At 52.3% G+C, this 17,422-nt stretch carries 21 protein-coding genes and 2 pseudogenes; 15 read left to right on the top strand and 8 right to left on the bottom strand.

Annotated elements, in window-relative coordinates; genetic code table 11:
* Nucleotides 1-93: 93 nt before the first annotated feature.
* Together QQZ17_RS15570 and QQZ17_RS15565 are read right to left on the bottom strand one after the other, a co-directional pair.
* Nucleotides 94-1,062, bottom strand: coding sequence for a ParB family protein (locus tag QQZ17_RS15570; protein ID WP_048242135.1), 969 nt, complete (start codon nucleotides 1,060-1,062; stop codon nucleotides 94-96).
* On the bottom strand, nucleotides 1,062-2,267 hold the full coding sequence (locus QQZ17_RS15565) for an AAA family ATPase (RefSeq protein WP_048242137.1): 1,206 nt from the start codon (nucleotides 2,265-2,267) through the stop codon (nucleotides 1,062-1,064). Before QQZ17_RS15565 ends, QQZ17_RS15570 begins: the two co-directional genes overlap by 1 nt.
* Nucleotides 2,268-2,980: 713 nt before the next feature.
* Here QQZ17_RS15565 and QQZ17_RS15560 point away from each other — a divergent pair.
* On the top strand, nucleotides 2,981-3,688 hold the full coding sequence (locus tag QQZ17_RS15560; protein WP_048242139.1) for a replication initiation protein: 708 nt from the start codon (nucleotides 2,981-2,983) through the stop codon (nucleotides 3,686-3,688).
* 98 nt (nucleotides 3,689-3,786) lie between these two features.
* On the opposite strand, the gene QQZ17_RS15555 is transcribed toward QQZ17_RS15560, so the two are convergent.
* Nucleotides 3,787-5,139, bottom strand: coding sequence for a hypothetical protein (locus QQZ17_RS15555; RefSeq protein ID WP_048242141.1), 1,353 nt, complete (start codon nucleotides 5,137-5,139; stop codon nucleotides 3,787-3,789).
* Nucleotides 5,140-5,157: 18 nt separating this feature from the next.
* Nucleotides 5,158-5,268: pseudogene (locus QQZ17_RS15550) on the bottom strand (hypothetical protein); the annotation flags it as partial.
* Nucleotides 5,269-5,383: 115 nt separating this feature from the next.
* On the opposite strand from QQZ17_RS15550, the gene QQZ17_RS15545 reads away from it, so the two are divergent.
* From QQZ17_RS15545 to QQZ17_RS15530, 4 genes and pseudogenes are all read left to right on the top strand, one after another.
* Nucleotides 5,384-5,638 carry a hypothetical protein gene (locus tag QQZ17_RS15545; RefSeq protein WP_048242267.1) on the top strand — a complete coding sequence of 85 codons (255 nt, stop codon included), beginning with the start codon at nucleotides 5,384-5,386 and terminating at the stop codon, nucleotides 5,636-5,638.
* 144 nt (nucleotides 5,639-5,782) lie between these two features.
* The gene (locus QQZ17_RS15540) at nucleotides 5,783-5,923 is read left to right on the top strand and encodes a hypothetical protein (protein WP_172740677.1); all 141 of its coding nucleotides are present in this window, start codon (nucleotides 5,783-5,785) and stop codon (nucleotides 5,921-5,923) included.
* Between the two features lie 244 nt (nucleotides 5,924-6,167).
* Nucleotides 6,168-6,284 (top strand): annotated as a pseudogene (locus QQZ17_RS15535) (type VI secretion system tube protein Hcp); the annotation flags it as partial.
* Between the two features lie 204 nt (nucleotides 6,285-6,488).
* Nucleotides 6,489-7,037 carry a hypothetical protein gene (locus QQZ17_RS15530; RefSeq protein ID WP_048242142.1) on the top strand — a complete coding sequence of 183 codons (549 nt, stop codon included), beginning with the start codon at nucleotides 6,489-6,491 and terminating at the stop codon, nucleotides 7,035-7,037.
* 840 nt (nucleotides 7,038-7,877) lie between these two features.
* Here the strand turns inward: QQZ17_RS15530 and QQZ17_RS15525 are convergent.
* The 3 genes from QQZ17_RS15525 to QQZ17_RS15515 all read right to left on the bottom strand — a co-directional run bounded on the left by QQZ17_RS15525 (nucleotide 7,878) and on the right by QQZ17_RS15515 (nucleotide 9,413).
* Nucleotides 7,878-8,660, bottom strand: a complete 783-nt coding sequence (locus tag QQZ17_RS15525) for a site-specific integrase (RefSeq protein WP_048242144.1) — start codon at nucleotides 8,658-8,660, stop codon at nucleotides 7,878-7,880.
* Nucleotides 8,657-9,016, bottom strand: coding sequence for a hypothetical protein (locus tag QQZ17_RS15520; RefSeq protein WP_152400165.1), 360 nt, complete (start codon nucleotides 9,014-9,016; stop codon nucleotides 8,657-8,659). Before QQZ17_RS15520 ends, QQZ17_RS15525 begins: the two co-directional genes overlap by 4 nt.
* A gap of 85 nt (nucleotides 9,017-9,101) precedes the next feature.
* Nucleotides 9,102-9,413: a hypothetical protein gene (locus QQZ17_RS15515; protein ID WP_048242146.1), complete on the bottom strand. Its 312-nt coding sequence runs from the start codon at nucleotides 9,411-9,413 to the stop codon at nucleotides 9,102-9,104.
* A gap of 573 nt (nucleotides 9,414-9,986) precedes the next feature.
* Between QQZ17_RS15515 and QQZ17_RS15510 the strand changes: the two genes are divergently transcribed.
* The 10 genes from QQZ17_RS15510 (at nucleotide 9,987) to QQZ17_RS15465 (ending at nucleotide 16,272) form a co-directional block, all read left to right on the top strand.
* Nucleotides 9,987-10,610, top strand: a complete 624-nt coding sequence (locus tag QQZ17_RS15510) for a DNA-binding protein (RefSeq protein ID WP_048242148.1) — start codon at nucleotides 9,987-9,989, stop codon at nucleotides 10,608-10,610.
* The gene (locus tag QQZ17_RS15505; RefSeq protein WP_048242150.1) at nucleotides 10,607-11,152 is read left to right on the top strand and encodes a hypothetical protein; all 546 of its coding nucleotides are present in this window, start codon (nucleotides 10,607-10,609) and stop codon (nucleotides 11,150-11,152) included. The genes QQZ17_RS15510 and QQZ17_RS15505 overlap by 4 nt, the downstream gene beginning before the upstream one ends.
* Nucleotides 11,153-11,220: 68 nt before the next feature.
* Nucleotides 11,221-11,346: a hypothetical protein gene (locus QQZ17_RS15500; RefSeq protein ID WP_268879022.1), complete on the top strand. Its 126-nt coding sequence runs from the start codon at nucleotides 11,221-11,223 to the stop codon at nucleotides 11,344-11,346.
* Between the two features lie 237 nt (nucleotides 11,347-11,583).
* Entirely contained in the window at nucleotides 11,584-11,763 is a 180-nt protein-coding gene (locus QQZ17_RS15495) for a hypothetical protein (protein ID WP_182115625.1), read from the top strand.
* The gene (locus QQZ17_RS15490; protein ID WP_182115624.1) at nucleotides 11,708-12,037 is read left to right on the top strand and encodes a hypothetical protein; all 330 of its coding nucleotides are present in this window, start codon (nucleotides 11,708-11,710) and stop codon (nucleotides 12,035-12,037) included. The genes QQZ17_RS15495 and QQZ17_RS15490 overlap by 56 nt, the downstream gene beginning before the upstream one ends.
* Before the next feature lie 26 nt (nucleotides 12,038-12,063).
* Entirely contained in the window at nucleotides 12,064-12,936 is an 873-nt protein-coding gene (locus QQZ17_RS15485) for a 3'-5' exonuclease (protein WP_048242153.1), read from the top strand.
* A gap of 65 nt (nucleotides 12,937-13,001) precedes the next feature.
* Nucleotides 13,002-14,036 carry a hypothetical protein gene (locus QQZ17_RS15480; RefSeq protein WP_048242155.1) on the top strand — a complete coding sequence of 345 codons (1,035 nt, stop codon included), beginning with the start codon at nucleotides 13,002-13,004 and terminating at the stop codon, nucleotides 14,034-14,036.
* Between the two features lie 219 nt (nucleotides 14,037-14,255).
* A complete protein-coding gene (locus QQZ17_RS15475; protein ID WP_048242156.1) occupies nucleotides 14,256-14,510 on the top strand; it encodes a hypothetical protein in 255 nt (84 codons plus the stop codon).
* A complete protein-coding gene (locus QQZ17_RS15470) occupies nucleotides 14,507-15,739 on the top strand; it encodes a hypothetical protein (protein ID WP_048242158.1) in 1,233 nt (410 codons plus the stop codon). The genes QQZ17_RS15475 and QQZ17_RS15470 overlap by 4 nt, the downstream gene beginning before the upstream one ends.
* Before the next feature lie 395 nt (nucleotides 15,740-16,134).
* The gene (locus QQZ17_RS15465; RefSeq protein ID WP_182115623.1) at nucleotides 16,135-16,272 is read left to right on the top strand and encodes a hypothetical protein; all 138 of its coding nucleotides are present in this window, start codon (nucleotides 16,135-16,137) and stop codon (nucleotides 16,270-16,272) included.
* 15 nt (nucleotides 16,273-16,287) lie between these two features.
* Here the strand turns inward: QQZ17_RS15465 and QQZ17_RS15460 are convergent, their stop codons facing one another.
* A complete protein-coding gene (locus tag QQZ17_RS15460) occupies nucleotides 16,288-17,319 on the bottom strand; it encodes an IS630-like element ISSpu2 family transposase (RefSeq protein ID WP_011787828.1) in 1,032 nt (343 codons plus the stop codon).
* Nucleotides 17,320-17,422: the final 103 nt, after the last annotated feature.

Here is a 17,422-nt window from a genome sequence, read left to right as displayed (position 1 = left end):
ATAAACATGAAAAAACATGGCGATTTCACCGTGAAATCTGGAAATGAAAACCAGAAAAAACAGTGAGTTAACAGTGAAATCGCCATGGCGAAATTAAGAAGAAAAACGCTTCAGCAGAACTTCGTTTATCGCTTCATCTAGTTCTTGCTGAACCTCTTTGGAGAGGCGGCAAAACTCATATGTAAAAGTCCGACCTTTTATACGCTTCCTGGCAAATTTATCTTTCTCATTAAATTCCCATAATGGTGAAACAACTGGTTTTTCTTTCGGTGGTGCAGCTATCAGTGACTGACTGGCTTTACTGATTAGTTTCAGGATATCGTGCTTTTGATCTTCTTCTGGCAAATCACTGTTTGCCATGATTTCATCAAGATTAGCCGAGATGCATTCAGTCAGATCTTCAAGACCAATTCCTTTTACATTCAGGTTCTGATGAATATCTATCAGCATTTTATAATCAGAAAAGCCGAGTTCCGACTGCACTGGAAATAGTTTAATCAATTCCGGCGGAACGGCAGCTGCCTGGAGAGCTCGGGTAACTTTAGCCTGGGACATACCTTCCTGTTCGGCAATTTCTTTTTGGTTAAGACCGCGCTCTTTCATTTGCAACAGACGTAGTCCTATCTCCCGTAGATTGTGCTCTTTTGCTGTTTGAATATCCTTTGCAAGCTGTCTTGCTTCTTCAGCCGAAAGGTTTTCTGACGTTACCATTACATCCAGCCCAGTATGAGCAAAGATGGCAGAAGCACGGCGCCGTGACCCGTCAAGAATTTCAATCTTATCGTCATGCCATACTCCGATGCAGGCAAAGAATTGCTGAAATTTAATTGTCTTGATTATGTCTTTTAACGATGCTTTGGTGAGAGCTTCCTGATCACGTCCATTTGTTTCCTGGCGAACAAAAGTTTTTGCTTCCACATCCTGTGGAGCTATGGTCATAAAGGTAAATTTAACTTTTCGCCCGGTTTTTAACGTAAAGAATTGCGTTCTTTCGGAAGAAGAGCGGTCTTCAGCAGTACTTTGTGAGTTAATAGATCTGCCAATTGTTTTTCTTTGCTTCATTATGCCCCCCTATTTGTTCTGATAAACTCAATTCGATCAAACACTGCCTTAGAGAAATCTTCTGCTGCCAGCTTTGCGCTCTTCAAGGCTTCAGCACTGCCGTCATATGTCGCAGGGTTAGCAGAAATTACGGTATCGTAGGTTTCTCCACATCTCTCAAAACCATCCAGCCTTGGCAGTACAGCATCGAGCATGTCCCCGCCGAAAACCTCTTTTGCCTGGCTATGGCAAATTTTGTGATCAGGCTTATTCAGGATCTTGGACATGAAGCCGATATTTCCCAGCAGCTTACATTCCTGACCATCTTCCTCTATCTTTGCAATAAGCTCTGGAAGGCTTGCTATATATTTAAGTGAGGAGTGAAAATCCACAGTCGCTGGGGGGAGGGGGGTTAAAAGTAGATCTGCAGCAGCAATACCATTTTTCAGAAACGCGTCTAAATGTGGGCCACAATCCACGAAGATAAAATCGTAGTCATGCTTCAATTTATCTATAATATTCTCTTTGAGGACGGCATGAATATTTTGACCAGGTAGATATTCATTGCATAGTTCTTTCCACCTCTCTGCCATGAACGCATCGTCTATTGACGCAGGAATAATATCAACCCCAGGTACCACGGACTGTACAACGAAATCAGAAAGTAGTTCTTCTCGACTGACGTTCTGAAGCATAGCTTGTGCAGCAGTCTCAGCTACAAGCCCTATCGACAACTCATGACTCATAAACATCGTAAGCGATGCCTGCGGGTCAAAATCAATGACAAGTATGCGTAGATCTTCATAAAGGAGGTGAGGATGTGCCCTTAATCCGTGCGCCAGAGAAGCAGTCGAAACAGTTTTTGTACCACCTCCTTTTAAACTTGATACATAAATACAGAATGCTTCATGAAAGCGATCACGGTATTTAGGAACCCCGCGATGATGATACAAATCAATGACGTTCTGCAGCGTCATTGCATACTTCATGGTGTTTCCGGACGGCTTTTTATTAAAGCTGTACCCGTTCGCTTCCATTTCATTGACAGTGTATTCAACAATACCTTTGCTTAGTTTTGGTAGCTTATACAACGATGCTTTACTGTATACCTGATAAAACTCGTTAAGATGCATTTCGTCTTTCTGTTGCCGTATGTTTTCACTAAGAGAGACAAGCATCTTATGGGCACGCACAGCCACTTTTTTCAACTGCTCTATGTTTTCCATATTCACCACCTGATGACATTTTTTGTCATTCTGCCCCAAAAACATCATAAATCAAGTTTTTTGTCTTGTTGATGTAAGTATCTTCTCATAAGTGGGAAACAGGCCAAGTTATGAGCTTATGAGACCTGTACTATGGGAAACACACCAAGTTTTATATACAAACAACTATGGGAAATGGGCCAAGTAAGATCAGGAACGTTGATTGAAAACATTCAGCGCTCGCCGCAGAACACATCCGGTTTTTTTCGGATGTGTTTGAGGAAGCGAAAGATAGCTAATGTTTGAATGAGCTCGTACGCACGTTTGCCGGATAAGAGTGTCATCCCTTTTGTGGGAAATACCCCAACTTAATTGTATGGCTTGTCCACATATCCACTGGCTAATTTTTAAAGGCTTTTTATATTTTTTCTTAATTTTTTAGATATTTTTAACTTTTTAAAATGCGGTGAGCCCTTGTCGGCAGGGGCTTCAGGGCATGGCATTGTGGGAAATAAAGCAAGATCGTATGGGAAAGACCCCGGATTAATATGGGAAGCACCCCAGCTTTGAATGGGATATGCCCCAACTAGATATGGGTTATGGGCCAACTTAATGTGGGAAACAGCCCAAGTAAAAAATGAGGCTTCTTCTTGTGGATAAGTTCTTGTTTGTGCTTGTCGTATTTTGCGGAGCGTGTCATTATGTGGGTACTGTGAATTTTACCCATACAAAAAATGACTACATCAACTTCCCCTGTCCAGGTCAAAAAAGCAGTTAACATTAGCCAGTCAAATGAACTGACAGAGGCTGCATACCACCTGCCTCTACAGGCAAAACGTGTTTTGTGGTTATGCCTGATGCAATGTTATTTCAACAAAGAAGATCCTGCTGAAGAGTCGCCAGTCTTCTCAATAACCGTTGCGGATTACGCTAAGTTTTTTAAAGTTGGTATTGATACTGCTTCCGGCGATGTTAAAAAGGGGGTAAGCGTTCTTGCCGACAGCAACGTAACCTTCTATCCGAAGGAAGGGGAGTTCGAAGAAGTTAAGCGTCCCTGGCTTGCTGAGGCAGGTTTAAAGCGAGGCCGGGGTAAGTGGCAAATTGAGTTTAACTATAAAGTTATGCCGTATCTGATGGGACTTACAAGCCAGTTCACAACTTATTCATTGTACGACTGCGGTAAGCTCAAGAGTGTGAAAGTGATACGGCTATATGAGAGTCTGTGTCAGTACCGACAGTCTGGCATATGGATAACCACTCCAGAGTGGTTATCTGATCGATTCATGCTACCCGCTTCCCAGCGAACCAATATTGCGGAGATGAAAAGAACCTTTCTTAATCCCGCTCTGAAAAACATTAACGAAAGTACCCCGCTCAAAGCCTCGATGAGGCAAGTGGAGGACGGTAAACTCATTTTTACTATTGTTGATCGCAACAGCTGAAGTTGGTCTACTTCCCACATTCAGTAAAGTTGGCCTGTTTCCCATAACCTGAAGAACATTGCTGAACAGGTCTGTAAAGTCAGATCCACTGTACCGGCTTACAAAGGCGTTATTGAGTCCAGATGTCTGAAATAACCCCACAGGTATTTGCTTAAACTGGTGTCCGATTCCCCCGGCCATCTCGGTGGATCCGTTAAAAGGTGACCTAACGTTTTCATCCCGCGATGCTGCTCTGTTTTTCGCTCGCAATAATCTTCATCGGTATACCCCATTGTTTCGATTATGAAGCGGTAATGCTGTCCTGCATTCGTCCTGGCATTGAGGATGAAATCCGGCAGGACAAACCCTTTCTCATCCTCAGTCACCACCTCAATATCAAACAGGGGTTTCACCAGACTCAGCACCGGGGCGTCAGGGTTACGGCTAAGCCAGCGGGCCAGTTCCGCAATACCGTCTATCGTTTTCCTTTCCAGCCCGCTGTCGACCGGTACCGGACATCCCCTACGGTAAAGGGCATGAGCATAACCTTCGCTACAGATCACCTTACTGTCGGTACCGCGCCGGAACGCCAGGATCACCCAATATGGGGGCCGCAGCCCGTCAGTTGACTCTCCATTTATGCTAATACCGCGCTCAGGACGAAACGAAACTTCGCCACCTGGCCAACTGAACATGACCTCATCCCGGGTGACGCACTCAGACATGAAGATCTGAAAGAACATATGGGCTCTGCCTGCTGGCCAGTTAGCGTCATGATTCTCAAGTGATTCCATTAGCTGCTCCTTCCCGTACTGGGTCATCCCGGGCTGGAAACGGACAATATCCGACAACTGTCGGCCGCGGATAAACTCCTGTGATTCTGCTACTCTTCTGAGGTCGTTGATCGCATCGATTGCTTTCCGGGAGGGGAGGGGAGAGAGACTTTCAAGTCGGTTAAGACCGGCATCTTCGATTAGGGAAAGAAGAAGACGTGCGATGCGTGAGCGGCGAGTGCGTCTTGTACGATCACCGGCGGACGCAACCGGATGTCCTGGAGCTCTTACTCTGGCACCGTTCTCGTCCGGAGGCAGGAAATTCCGATAACTTATGCGGCGGCTGCCTGCCGTTTTCCTGGTTCCGCCTGCCGTAGCCCCATCATCGCCACTGAACTTACGGTACATTGGACATTCTGGTGCGTGTTCATGATTAAACCCGGCCAGAAAAAGGGTACCGGTATCCTGCATCAGCCTGGCGCTGTTCATTGCCGGCGAGTCTCCAGGTACACAGTCACACTGAAGCCAGGCTTCACGCTGGCGCATTTCAAGCAGCACCTTTTCCGCCAGAATGTATTCCTCCCGGCCCGCTGATGTTTTGCGACCTGATATATTCTTAACTGCCGTTTCTTCATCCCCGGTTAACCAACGGATGAGTCCACCTCTGGGAGCTTTTTTGCGGATAAGTTTCATTGCCATAGAGAATAGACTCCTTTTTCAGTTCTGGTCGTAACCCGCGCTCTTGAGGAGGGAAACCGACTCGTATCCCGGCATTTGGAACTGCACTCTGTGCCGCGCGGCGACGTCGAGCACAAACACCTTCGTGTACCACAGCTGATTCAGGCTGTCACCTAGACGCTCGATTATTCTGTCCAGTTCAGCTGGCTGCGTGTGGTCTGTCCTGGTAGAATGGCTGTAATCAAGGATATATGGGGTAACGATGATGACGGGAACCGGAATTAACACGGTACGTATCAACGGTGTGGTAAAGGCCGTTACCGAACTTGATCCAGTAACTCTCAGCAATGAGTGGTCAAAGTTGAAAAACGAGAATGATGACCTGTACAGCTATAACCGTCAGATTAATCAGGGTTGGCGATGCTTTATTCTTCGCCTGCTGGGTATTCATCTGCCTGATAAAAACCGTGTACGTCTTGAAGGCATTAATGCCAGAAAAGAATCTGTTTATCCAGAATGAGGCCGCTAAGCGGCCTTTTTACTACCCCTCTTTTAATTCCCCGCGCCACATTGGACACTCAGGTAATAACGTCCAGTTCTGCTGGTTGTGCGGGATCTGGTCTGGTACAATATATAAACCGAACGTACATCCATCAGGTAAACTATGTCCGATTTAGATAACCCGTTTCTATGCCGTGTTGGAATGATTCTGTCCTATTCTGCTGTTTTAGCGTCTTTGGTGCTCGGCATGGTGATGTTTGTTCAGGAAATTTTTATTCCATTATGGCAGCAGTTAAACGCATGACTCTGTGAATCTCTTTATCCCAATACCTCACCGGTAACGAGGAATTAATCATGGATAATTTTTATAACTTTATCTTATCAACATACCCATTTATTTTTTTATTCATGGTAGCTATTTCATTTTTAATTAGGATAATAACGCTGCCACCAATATTTATGGTAACGATTAGACTCATGTACTCAATATTATTGATAATCGTTATTGTGAGCCTTTTAGTTACCTGGTGGCATGTTTATAAGCGGACGTGAAGTGTGGCGTGTCTAACTGTAAACTTACCGCAAATGACAAAATGAACCACGTCGAAAGCGTCAGTTTGCAGTATGAAAAATTCATCTGGGAGCTTGATGATGGAAATATATAGATTAGTCTTGATAGGCCGCTAGTGCGGCCTTTCTTCCGGTATTCTCACGTCAAACGTCCTTGAAGTTAAATTGATCGCTCGCTTGAGTTCATTATTAATACCCCAGGCAGTTAGACATTCAGGTCATTCTGTCCAGTTCTGCTGGTTGTGGGAGATCTGGCCTGGTATAATTTAATCAGTTAAATCAACAAAAAAAGGTCAAGCATGAACATCTTAAAATCATCATTATTTATTATGCTCCTGAGTACCACTCTGGGGAGTTTTAATGCCGTGGCTGATACATTGCCAGCAACGGGTATTTCGGCAAATGAAGGTGCTTATGGTGGGGCGCATTATGGTGTGTTCGGCTATACAGATACAAACTCGCTAGTAAATTCAGTCAAACTTCTGGATAAGTTCGGTTTTCATTCAAATGTTGTAGCCGAAACCCTTGATTTAAATGCTTATCAGGGTAGTGTTATCATCTTTAAACCCGCAGCCAGCGGCAAGGTACTTTCATATGAGGATGTTTTTGCAGCCTTAAAAAAGTATATGACTCCACTTAAATTTAAAGAGACTGATGCTATTGTCGTTAAAAACACACCACTTTCAGTAAATGAAGGTGGTGCGACTATCAAGCAGTCTTATCAAGTGTTGTTTGACGGTAATCATGCTGAATCCAGCCAACCTTTTCAGATCCCCAAAGGCGGTCTTGCGTTAACAGTGTTTAAGCTGGACGGTGGACAACTTCTTTTCATTACCTCTGCTCCCTGATTTATATGGTGATTGTCTATAATTAGGCCGCTTGTCGGCCTTGCTTCTATGAAGCTGTTAGCACAGGATATCGCTTGATAAACTCAGGAGGCATATAACGATGAAGATAAAAAATATATTAACGATTATTATTTATCACTATTACTTAGCAAAAGCACAATACAGTTCGATGAAGCCATTATTTATCAATAAGTTTAATAATAGAACCGACATCATTTTGTCGCTCTTTTCGTATTAGCCCTTATTACTACCCTGATCGGACGCGAAATTAAAAAAAGATGTTAAGTTTTGCAATGCGATGCCGATAATATAATTTAGATTCCATTTCAGGAGATTAGTATGTTAATCACAGATGCCACTATCAGACTTCCAATTTACTTAATTGGAGTAGGTGTATTCGTTCCGCTCATGTTTACTCAAAGTGCGGCATGGGTTATTCCTTTATTTATAATATCGTTCATTGATTTAATCTACCTTTTAAGAAGACCTAAACTAGCTAAAAAAAGCTAATATGAGACACGGGGTCGTTAATGAGTGACTATCAAAATGCCATTGCCCCAACTGTAATACCCTCGTTTGAGGCCGCGCCAGCGGTCTTTTTATTGCCCCTCGTTAAATCCCTGCACCACATTGGACACTCAGGTGTTTCTGTCCAGTAGCTCTCGCAGAGAGAAATCCCACCGGATAACTGCTGTATGTTGAGCAATAAATGCTTTTCTCCCTGGACATTCCGGCACTACCGGAAAAAATGTCCAGAAATTATTTAAGCTGATCGTATTTATTTTTATTGCAGATAACGTCCGGCCGTGCATGAGTAACTGGTCTGCCGGAGAATGATGGTCATCTGACATTTCCCTTCAACAGTAGCACCGCCTGATCGCCCGGCATCTGGAACTGCACCCTGTGCCGCGCCGCCACATCCAGCGCAAACACTTTCGTATATACTTCCGTTGAACTGATGGACTTGTGGCCCATCAGTGACTGCAGCACCTTCAGCGGAATGCCCGCGTACAGCATGTGCATCGCGTAGGAGTGGCGGAACGTGTGCGGCGTCACCGGGACTGAGAACGTCACCCCGTCGGCGGCCGCGCTATCCACCGCTTCATTTATCCACGTTCTGACCGTGCGATCGGTGATTTCCCAGATGCGCGCCTTCTCCGTCCGGCCGCTGCGTTTGTTGCGCCGCTCGAGCGGAATCTTCAGCGTGGCCACCATCATCTGCAGCTGGCTGACGTATTGCGAATCGGAGAGCGGGACCAGACGATGAGGCTGGCTGCCTGTGGGCGTACGTCCGGCGGTCCGGGCGGCTTTCTCCGCGCGCTGCTTGAGGGTGGCCAGTTGCACGAACGGGTAAGGCGGGGCCAGCGAAAAATCACTGCGGGTGAGGGCCAGTGCTTCATTGATACGTGCGCCGGTATTCCACAGCGTTGCCAGCAGCATTTTGCGGTGCAAATCGGGAACGTAGTGGAGCAGGGCGCTCACTTCCGGTGCAAGCAGGTATTTCGGCAGTTCGTCCTGAACCAGCGCCATCTGTCGTAAGGCGAGGGCGGCCGGGTAGTCGATGGCCACCGGCAGCGGTGCGGCAGGCAGGGCAATCCCCTGGCCGGGAAGGGCAGGCATCATTTCCTGAACACCTGATGGAATTCATCGAATAGCATCACATGCCGTGTACGTTTTCCGCTAAGAATTCGGCGCATCATCGGCGTGAAATCCACAGGCTCCCAGCCATAGGGCCAGGTATAGTAAATTCCGGTTTTCAGCGTGTTATCCGGTCGCTCGGGGCCAGCGACGATACGCCTGACCTCCCTGCTCAGCGCTTCACCGCGCAGCCCGTACTGCCCCAGATACCGGCGCAGCCGCGTGACTGGCATCCGCGGGTCAGACTGAGTGAAGGCCTTAACCTCCATTAAATGCGAAGCGGCGATGATATTCATACCGTACTTGCGCACAGCTCCGCACGATTTTGCCACATAGTCCATTCTTCTCTCCTGTTTGTCGTTCACGGTTACTTACCGGATGTCAGTAAAAAATCCCGCCTCCGCGCATTCCGGTCCGGAGAGAGCATCAGAACCGGTATTTTTCCTTTAACTCGGCAATACGTCTGGCGTCGAGAAAGTTGTCCTTATTTCTTCCGGGATTGAAGTAATCAGACTGGTCATCAAAGTGAAGCTGCTCCCGCCCCTGAACAAAAGACCAGCTGTCACCGGTACCGTCCCAGGCGGCAAGCTGACGACCGGAACAGGATATGACAACCGGCTGGCGCTCCAGCGCCGGATTAGGCTGCCGGAAAGGCCACTCCCGCCAGTCCAGCCATAACTCGTGATGACCGTACTCCACTCTCAGGCTCTCATATATTTTCTGCAGCGTAATGGACACTATCCCCTCCTGTATCCTTCCCCAGTAAATAGTCACTCAGAGTAATTACAACGCACAGCACAATCTGCTGTGCACAACCCTGCGTCTGTCATCCGGATGATTTTCCCCTGCCGTCATCATTTTCAGGGTGATAATAAGCAGAGATATAACAACATTGCTAAATTACCGGAGAGTCGTTTCCGTCAGATCCGACTTTCTGCCATATCACAACTTTCCGGAAGTGTACCACGGTCAGGGAATAAGCAAAGCGGCAATATCGGCCGCCGGACAGCAGGTCACGATCAGGGTGCGTAATACAACATATAGCGTCATAAGCAGCTGAAAATGACACTACATGTTGTGTGGCAGGGCCGGTGAACGGCCGGTGACGATCGGGAGATCCGGAACTTACTTTTTCCGGATCTGACCGCAAAAAGAGAGCGGGTGTATGTACTGACCGTACTGTCTGTATTAACTGTATCGTATGTACTGAATGTATCATACTGTATTATATGTATCGAATTGTATTAACTGTATTGTGTATTTTTCAAACACTGGATACACTGAGTGCATGACACCCCACGGAGAGAGTCCATGAGCAAACTGCCTTCCCCTGACATGATCCGTCGCATCGAGGACGCCGCAGCGGCGCTCATCGCCGCCGGCACCCCGAACCCGACCAACGTCCAGGTCCGTGACCACCTCGGCGGTGGCTCGCTGGCCACCATTTCCCCGGTGATGCGCGCGTTCCGCGCCCGGCTGCGCGAACAGGCCAGTGAACAGACGCCGGAACTGCCGCCGGCGCTGGCGCAGCTGCTGACCGGCCAGCTGGCCCTGCTGTGGCAGGCGGCGGTAAAACAGGCGGACGCCGGGGCGCTGGCCGCGCGCGAGCAGGCCGACGCCGACATTGAACAGGCCGACCTCGAGCGCGACGCCGCGCAGGCCCGGGTGGCTGAACTGGAAAGCGAGCTGGCGGTGCTGCGCGAGGTGATGGCCGAACGTGACCGCCTGCTGCAGGACATCCGGCAACTGCGGGATGAGGCGCTGCCGCTGCACGAGCAGGTGGCCCGTCTCACCGCCACCGGCGAACACCTGGCGGCCCAGCTGAAGGAAACGAAGGCGGAACTGAAGGGCGCCAGGGAAGAAAACCGCGCCCTGCAGGCCGAGCTGCTGACCCTGGCCCGGGCGGAGCCGAAAGCCGGGAGGGGGGCAAAATGACACCGGAAATCAGACGCCGTATCCACGCCTTTCACAACGCCCTGGTGCTGGCCGCCGACACCCGCTCACATGAGTGCTTCCGGATGGGCCGCTTTCAGGAGCTGAAAGCCTTCCCACACGGCTGCTGCGATCTGGCCAGCAACTTTCTGGCGCAGTATCTTCAGGACGGTGATCCGTCCCTGAAGCCGGTGATTATCCATATGCAGACGACAAAGGATTTCCGGGATGAGTATCGGTCGACCATTAAATCCCACGTCATCGTGGAGGTGACAGGCTGGTTTGTCGACCTTACCCTGAACCAGTTTGTGGAATATCAGGACCGGGTGGTGATTGACGATCGGACCGGGATCCTGGGCACCCTGCTCAGACGCATCCGTGGCAGTGGAGGGACAGTCACGGAGCGTGGTATTCAGCTCAATGCAGGGCTGGACGAAGACGGACATGAACTCTATGCCTGGCTGCGCGCCACCGCGGACAGCCTGCTGGCATCCTCCCGGCCGTCACCGGCGGCCACCGACGGAAAAGAAACCGGGCGCCTGTGAACCTGTTCAGCTTTCTGAAAAGCAGGGAAAAAACCTGCACGGGAACGGTGCGCCGCACGGCCGCCGTGATGACGGCAGCATCGAACGGGACGGCCTTTTTCGGCGTTCTGTTCCACGGGGAGCCGGACTGGTTGCGGGTGTACACCAGTGACCTCAGTCTGGCGAGCGAGGGTGGCGTTCCTGCTGCCGGATGAGGGGGGCAGCCTGGAGGTTCAGGGCCGTTTCCGGCAGGGCCGGCACACCTGGTACCGGCGTGTCAGGGGGACGCGTGAGCCGGTCAACGCCGGGCGCCGCAGAACCGCTGCCAGCCCCACAGTATTGCAACCGGAAGGAGGCAGGGCAATGCCTTACTACAATGGCCGCTGGCACCTCTATGACGAACGGGAACGGCGGGAATACGGAGAACGAAAACGGCAGGAGCGCAGCCAGCAATGGCAGGCGAACTGGATCAGCCGGCAGGGACTGAAAGCCCGACTCTGGACGGACAAGGCCATCGCGACGTTCCTGCCCCCGCCGGAGCACGCGGGCCCCATCCGGGCCTGGCGGAGAAAGGATGTGCTGACGGCAGAAGAAAAGCCGGACTTTCAGGCGTGGATGGCGACCCGCCGTGACTGGCTCGATGCGCGCTGCCGGCTGCCGGAGATCACCTACGCCACTTACGGCCTGCTGGCGATTGGCTGGGACCGGCGGGCCCCGGACAAACCGATCCGCTACCAGCGGCTGGTCTGGAATGAGGCGAAACAGGCGCTGACGGACTACTCACGGCAGTGGCATAACTCGCCGTTTACCGGCGCGGATTTTGAAGAGGACGATCCGGATGACGTCGCCTGCGCGATCTTCGAATGGTATCTGCGCCAGTGCAGTACATCACCGGTACCGGAATAGTCAATGCCAGACGGCGGAGAGAAGAAATGGATAAGGATGAGTTAGCCGCACGGCGCGCCGCCGCCATTGCGGAAGACGCGTGTTTTACCCGGGGACGCCTGCGCGATGAATTCCGGATGAAGCCGGCGCCCGGGGTGGAGCCGGTCAGATGGTATAAAAGCAGTTATGGTGGCCAGTATGGCGTGTACCGTATCGCTGACTGCGTCCCGATGCGGGAGAAACGCCCGCCGACGGAGAAGCAACGGCGCGCCGGGCAGCGTCTGGCCGTGCTGTCCCGCCTGAACAGCCCCCGCGGCAGACTGGCACAGAAAGCCCGGACCTGGCTGAGCCTGGCGCCGTTGTTCCTGGACACGGAGACCACCGGCCTCGGCTACCACGCCGAAGCGCTGGAAATCGGCCTGACGGAGGCCGACGGTCGCGTGGCTTTTGCAACCCGCCTCCGCCCGACGGTCGACATCGATCCGCAGGCCGGTGCCGTCCACGGGATCACGGCACCGGCACTCCGCGACGAACCGTCCTGGCCGGAGGTGGCCGCACCGCTTCAGCACATTATCGGCGCCCGTCCGCTGATTATCTTTAATGCGCCTTTTGACCTGCGTATCCTGAAGCAGACCGCGGCGGCACATGGCGATCCGGCTCCGTGGCTGGACGGGCTCACGGTCCACTGCGCGATGCAGCTGGCCGCCGGCTATTACGGGGCCACCAACCGCTATGGCTCCATCTCGCTCGCCAGTGCCGCCCGTGAGGCCGGCCTCACCTGGCAGGATCGGGCGCATTCAGCCCTTGCCGATGCCCGGATGACCGCGGGCGTGGTGGCCGCCATCGCGGCGGACTATCTTCAGCTGAGACGGGAACTGGCCAGTTATGAAGATTCCCCGCCGGCAGAACCGCAGGATTGACGTATTCAGGGCCGACATCCTGACGGGTGCAGACTTTGCCGTTCACACAACAATAAGGACCGGATGTGAATAAAAAAGCGTATTCAGGCAGTGCATTGCCATCCCGCCTGGCGTTACCGCCCCGGGTGACTTTCGTTCTGGAGATCAGCGGACTCTTCCTGGTGTGGTGGTTCCTGCTGACACTGGAGTTTACACCCGTCTCCTCTTACGTCGGAAATATCGCAGACGTCGCGCAGTTCATTGGCGGAATAATTGTGGTGATCTGTGTCTGCCGGGCACAAAGTCTGGCCGCGTTCATACGCACTTTCGTGTATGGCGGTACCCTGCTAGCGTTGCTGCCCGTCATTATCGGGGGGCTGTCCGATACAATCAGCCAGTCCAGCGATGAAAACCCGTTGTTCCCCGTCGTCGTCATCATGGTGTGTTGTGGCATGGTGTACGCTGTCTGCAACCTGCTTACCGGCAATGACCCCGCCGGTGATACGGAAGTCCGGGAAGGCACAACCGCGTGCCAGACTGCCAGCAGTGTACACTATACGGACAGGCGCATTGCCGCCGCCCATGAAGCGGGCCACGCGCTGATGTATGCCGCCTGGTCTCCATTGCCGGCAACGCTGCAGGTGAGCATTAAAACGTCGACAGATAACAGCGGTTCGCTGGGGTACGTCCGGTGCGGAGAGCCCCGGCCCCGTCTGATGGACAAAAACCGGGAAGCGTGGGAAATGCTGCTGGCGCTGGCGGGTATGGCGGGCGAGCAGCACTATACCGGTGACGTCTCATCGGGCGCGTTCGATGACGGAAGACGCTGGCTTTCTCATGCCGTGCCCTGGCTGGTCTGCCACCTGACCACCGGTATCTACTATCCTGACCCCGGCACACCGCTGGAGCTGGCGTCCAATCAGCGTCAACTGATGGCACTGAAAGCGGAGCATAACGCGCTGCTGACGGAATTCTTCACCCTGAACCAGGACCTGCATGCCAGGCTGACTGACGCGTTGATGCCCGGGGAAACACTGGAAGCCCGTCATCTACACCCGTACCTGGCGGCCGTGCAGCTGCCGGACGCCTTTCCCCGGGTCACCGCGCCAGCCCGAACCTGAACAGCATCAGGGAAGCGGTATCATGAACGTAAAGCCCGGCCCCCGCGCCGGGCTTTTTATGGTTTGCGGAACCCGCAGTCAGCGCCATAAAGCAAAAAAGAGCAATGATTTATTTTATACAATAAAAAATCATACCTGATATTATTAATATCATATCACTCTAAAATCATATCATATATGATAATTGTGAATTCAAAAATATCATACGGAGAACATGAAATGGATAAAGAATCAGTGTTTTCACTTAGCTATGAGCAACTGACCCGGGAAGCTGAGGAAGCAATATCAAAATGCGACCTGAACCGGGACGGGATTTTTTACAACCGGGAGCTGAGTAAAGCCTCTGAAGTACTGCTTTTCTGGCACAGGCTGGCGATTCTCGGCTATCAGGGCGTGACAGGAAATGAGCGTGTTGAGGCCGACCTGCAGCGTCTGAAAGCCCTTATCTTCGGAAAAGAGGACCGCGTATCGTGACAACGGTCAAAGCCCGCCGCCCGTCACCGCTACAGAGAAGAATTCTGATTGTGCTGGCCGCGCTGGCTGAACGATGTCCCGGCCCCGTCGCCACACGGGATATCGAGCAGATACTGGCGAATGGCAGTGAACGCCCCGTCTATGGTAACAATCTGCGCGACTCCTGCCGTCGTATGGAGAACGCGGGCTGGATTCGTACCCTGCGTACCCGGAACCTGCATCTGCACGTCGAACTGACGGCGGCAGGCCGCGAACTGGCGGCCCCGCTGCTGGCCACCGAGCAGGAGCGTATGCTGGCCGAACAGCGTGCGACGGCCGTCTGTGTTCTGCCGCTGGTCCCGGCCGGAACGGCGGAGGATGCCGGTACGCCGGGCGCCGATCGGCCGGTACAGCTGGATGGTTCCTGGCACATGGCGTGCCGGGGCGATTACGTGCTCCGTCTCGACGGAACCACCTGCCTGCAACTGTGGAACGCCGCCGGGCAGCTGACGCGCCTGGCGGGCGATCCACTGCAGGTGGCCACCTGGCTTCAGGCCTGCCATGATGCCGGCATTGTTGTCCGGATGCAGATCAATGAAAGCCACACGCCGGAAGAGGGCGAACCCGCCGGTACCGCCACAACTGACCTGACGGACACCTGGTACCGCCAGCTGGACGCCGCGCTGCAGGCGGAGGGGATCACCGGTCTGAATGAGGAGATCAGACAGGCAGTTATTATGCCCGGCGAGGCGCTCCGCGACCTGCCGGCACCGGCGCGCCTGCTGCGCGTTCTGCGCGAGAGTCCGGAGGCGTTCCCGCTCTCGGCTGCCGCATACGAGGAAGACACGGAAGCCGCGCTGGCCGACCTGCTGGAACGTGCGGGGTTCACCGGCGGCCAGGCGCAGGAGCTGCAAATGCACCGCATCCGCTGGCCTCTGATGAGTCAGGAAGAATATGACCGGCACGACCTGAACAGCCTGCTGGACGAACTGGAGCGGCGACAGCTGTTCTGCAAACGTGACCAGCTGGTCGCCCTCGTCTTTTCCCCTGTCAGAAAAGCCGGCGAGAACTGGACTGAACGTCTGCAATGGCTCTTATCAACGGATGGATTTGGATTCCACAGTCCGCTATCTCGTGAAAATGCCACACCGGCGCTGAATTATCTGGCTGGCTACGTCGGACAAGACGCCGTTAAACAGCTGACCACCTACGTGGTATGGGCGGGAGACAAACAGGCGGGAAAGCCCTGAGCCAGTCCTGCGGGGCCGGTACCATTCATCTTATCGTCAGCTGCAGCAGGAGCAAGTCAGCGCCGGCGGCTGAGAATACCTTTCCCTACGAGCTGAAGGGACCCGCTGAGGCAATAGAGGCCTGGAGAAACCAGATTCGCGCAACTGACAGGCAAATCATCACGGGTGATCTCTACAAAGGCCTGCACTGGCAGCGCGCCAGGAGCGTTGCTCATCGTCACGCAGCCGTCGAGTTATGGGCCGTATCAGCAGGGCTGGGGCTCCGTCATGTTACCGATCCTGCCGTACCCTATGAATGCACCTTTCATGCCCTGCCGTATGCGGCAGGCGAGCACTGGCACCGACTTACAGCGAAGCCTCCCTTACCAGGACGGTGCCCGACACTGGCTGAACTGATGCGGATCTGCCCCCAGGATCAGTTTGTCCTTGCCGTCTCTCCTGTGTACCTTCGCGCTATTGAGAACGATATTCTGGCAGGATTACCGGCACTCACCAGCGCAGAGCAACAGTTAAACATCATCACCTCTAAATAACTGATCCTAATACCGCTACACTTTAGCCAGCCCGTGTTTTCCACCGGGGAATGGGCTGACGGTATCCATAAAGTGATGAACCTTTTTCAACAGTTGCCACATTGAACGGCACTGGTGATTTCGGGTTATTGTCTCATGAAGCGCCTGCCACAACCGTTCGACATGATTGACCCATGGCGAGTAAACCGGCTGATAAATGACCCTGAACTTCTGGTTTGCTTTCAGCCAGCGCAACGTTTCACGGCTTTTGTGGATAATGTAGTTATCGACAATGAGCGTAATCGTTTTTGCCCGCCGGTATGTCGCCTTAAGATGTTTTAACAGTCTGATAAATAAAGATGAACCTTTACTGTTTCCACCTACGTAGCTGACTTTTCCCGTACCGCTGTGCAGCGCACCGGCAAGATAGTACTTTTCATTCTGGCCCGGTGTGACAACACGTTTTTGCTGCCCGCGTAACTGCCAGTCAGCACCGATTTTCGGGTTGAGATGAATATCCACTTCATCTTCGGAAAACACGGGATTTTCCGCACTGCATTTCGCCAGTGCTTCATGGATAGCGACCATTTTTTCTTCTTTGTGTGGGTCACGGATACGCAGTGTCGGCGCTGCTCTGCGCCATACCAGCCCGGCAGCAGGTAACCATCTCCGGATGGTTGAGGCATGTAGCGGACAACCGGTGACATCACGGATTTTTATCGCCAGCAGTTCGGTACTCCAGCGGGAACGCTGATAACCGAAATCGCCGGGAGAATGCTTCACAAGCTCACGCAGCAATGCGCAAATATGTTCGAACGGCCAGCGCCTGCCACGTCCTGACGGTAATGACTTCAGGCCTTCAGCACCAGACAGAGTGAACCAGTTAATCCAGCGACCAATCGATGAGCGGGCACAGCAGAGTGTTCTGGCCACATGACTGACGCGCTCGCCCCGGTGCAACATCAGCATGGCGGTCAGTCTGCGGGCATAATTTTTATCACGCGTTTTATGGATAGCTTTCTGCATCAGGCGTCGTTCGTCACGGGGAATTGGTGCTATGATCGGCATCGCTCAGTCCGGTTGGTGATTTGGGATATTCAGCGATTGATCAGATCGCACAATTCGGGCTGAGTTCCCTCAAAGTGATCTACTATTCCGAACAGTTATTTAG

Source organism: Citrobacter sp. T1.2D-1 (genome assembly GCF_950098555.1).
Lineage (GTDB): Bacteria > Pseudomonadota > Gammaproteobacteria > Enterobacterales > Enterobacteriaceae > Citrobacter_A > Citrobacter_A telavivensis.
This window is presented reverse-complemented; position numbering and strand designations above follow the sequence as displayed.

Bases quoted from the DNA above. Each gene is read 5' to 3' on its own strand.
- QQZ17_RS15570 (WP_048242135.1), bottom strand. From the start codon at position 1,062: ATGAAGCAAAGAAAAACAATTGGCAGATCTATTAACTCACAAAGTACT.
- QQZ17_RS15565 (WP_048242137.1), bottom strand. From the start codon at position 2,267: ATGGAAAACATAGAGCAGTTGAAAAAAGTGGCTGTGCGTGCCCATAAG.
- QQZ17_RS15560 (WP_048242139.1), top strand. From the start codon at position 2,981: ATGACTACATCAACTTCCCCTGTCCAGGTCAAAAAAGCAGTTAACATT.
- QQZ17_RS15555 (WP_048242141.1), bottom strand. From the start codon at position 5,139: ATGGCAATGAAACTTATCCGCAAAAAAGCTCCCAGAGGTGGACTCATC.
- QQZ17_RS15545 (WP_048242267.1), top strand. From the start codon at position 5,384: ATGACGGGAACCGGAATTAACACGGTACGTATCAACGGTGTGGTAAAG.
- QQZ17_RS15540 (WP_172740677.1), top strand. From the start codon at position 5,783: ATGTCCGATTTAGATAACCCGTTTCTATGCCGTGTTGGAATGATTCTG.
- QQZ17_RS15530 (WP_048242142.1), top strand. From the start codon at position 6,489: ATGAACATCTTAAAATCATCATTATTTATTATGCTCCTGAGTACCACT.
- QQZ17_RS15525 (WP_048242144.1), bottom strand. From the start codon at position 8,660: ATGATGCCTGCCCTTCCCGGCCAGGGGATTGCCCTGCCTGCCGCACCG.
- QQZ17_RS15520 (WP_152400165.1), bottom strand. From the start codon at position 9,016: ATGGACTATGTGGCAAAATCGTGCGGAGCTGTGCGCAAGTACGGTATG.
- QQZ17_RS15510 (WP_048242148.1), top strand. From the start codon at position 9,987: ATGAGCAAACTGCCTTCCCCTGACATGATCCGTCGCATCGAGGACGCC.
- QQZ17_RS15505 (WP_048242150.1), top strand. From the start codon at position 10,607: ATGACACCGGAAATCAGACGCCGTATCCACGCCTTTCACAACGCCCTG.
- QQZ17_RS15500 (WP_268879022.1), top strand. From the start codon at position 11,221: ATGACGGCAGCATCGAACGGGACGGCCTTTTTCGGCGTTCTGTTCCAC.
- QQZ17_RS15495 (WP_182115625.1), top strand. From the start codon at position 11,584: ATGGCAGGCGAACTGGATCAGCCGGCAGGGACTGAAAGCCCGACTCTG.
- QQZ17_RS15485 (WP_048242153.1), top strand. From the start codon at position 12,064: ATGGATAAGGATGAGTTAGCCGCACGGCGCGCCGCCGCCATTGCGGAA.
- QQZ17_RS15475 (WP_048242156.1), top strand. From the start codon at position 14,256: ATGGATAAAGAATCAGTGTTTTCACTTAGCTATGAGCAACTGACCCGG.
- QQZ17_RS15465 (WP_182115623.1), top strand. From the start codon at position 16,135: ATGCGGATCTGCCCCCAGGATCAGTTTGTCCTTGCCGTCTCTCCTGTG.
- QQZ17_RS15460 (WP_011787828.1), bottom strand. From the start codon at position 17,319: ATGCCGATCATAGCACCAATTCCCCGTGACGAACGACGCCTGATGCAG.